At 58.0% G+C, this 295-nt stretch carries 1 protein-coding gene; it reads right to left on the bottom strand.

All coding sequences use genetic code 11. From position 1 onward, the window contains the following. A partial coding sequence (locus tag AC1RPW_RS08345; protein WP_481769498.1) for a hypothetical protein occupies positions 1 to 190 on the bottom strand: 190 nt, incomplete at its 3' end. Positions 191 to 295: the final 105 nt, after the last annotated feature.

Raw genomic sequence — 295 nt, 5'->3', positions numbered from 1 at the left:
AGTCATACGTGCTTCGATCGGGGTCTGCTGAATCGGCCTTTCGGTTCCAGAACTCCGTTGCGTCCTCAACCAAGAACACATTGATCATGTCATAGACCAGACCCCATCGAGAGTCAGCTACGTCCGGTACGGGATACGGCAGTCGATACTGCGGATCGCGGGACCACGACCTTCCTTCTTGTTCTTCCAACCAATTACACGTGGCTCCGAACAGTGCACGAGGCGACCCCGCGCTCCAGCCTCGGGACCAATCGTGCATTTCCATCAGCTCACGCGCCGGAAGACGAGTGCGGGC

The organism is Dellaglioa sp. CoH-55-MRSF-8, from assembly GCF_056782195.1.
This window is presented reverse-complemented; position numbering and strand designations above follow the sequence as displayed.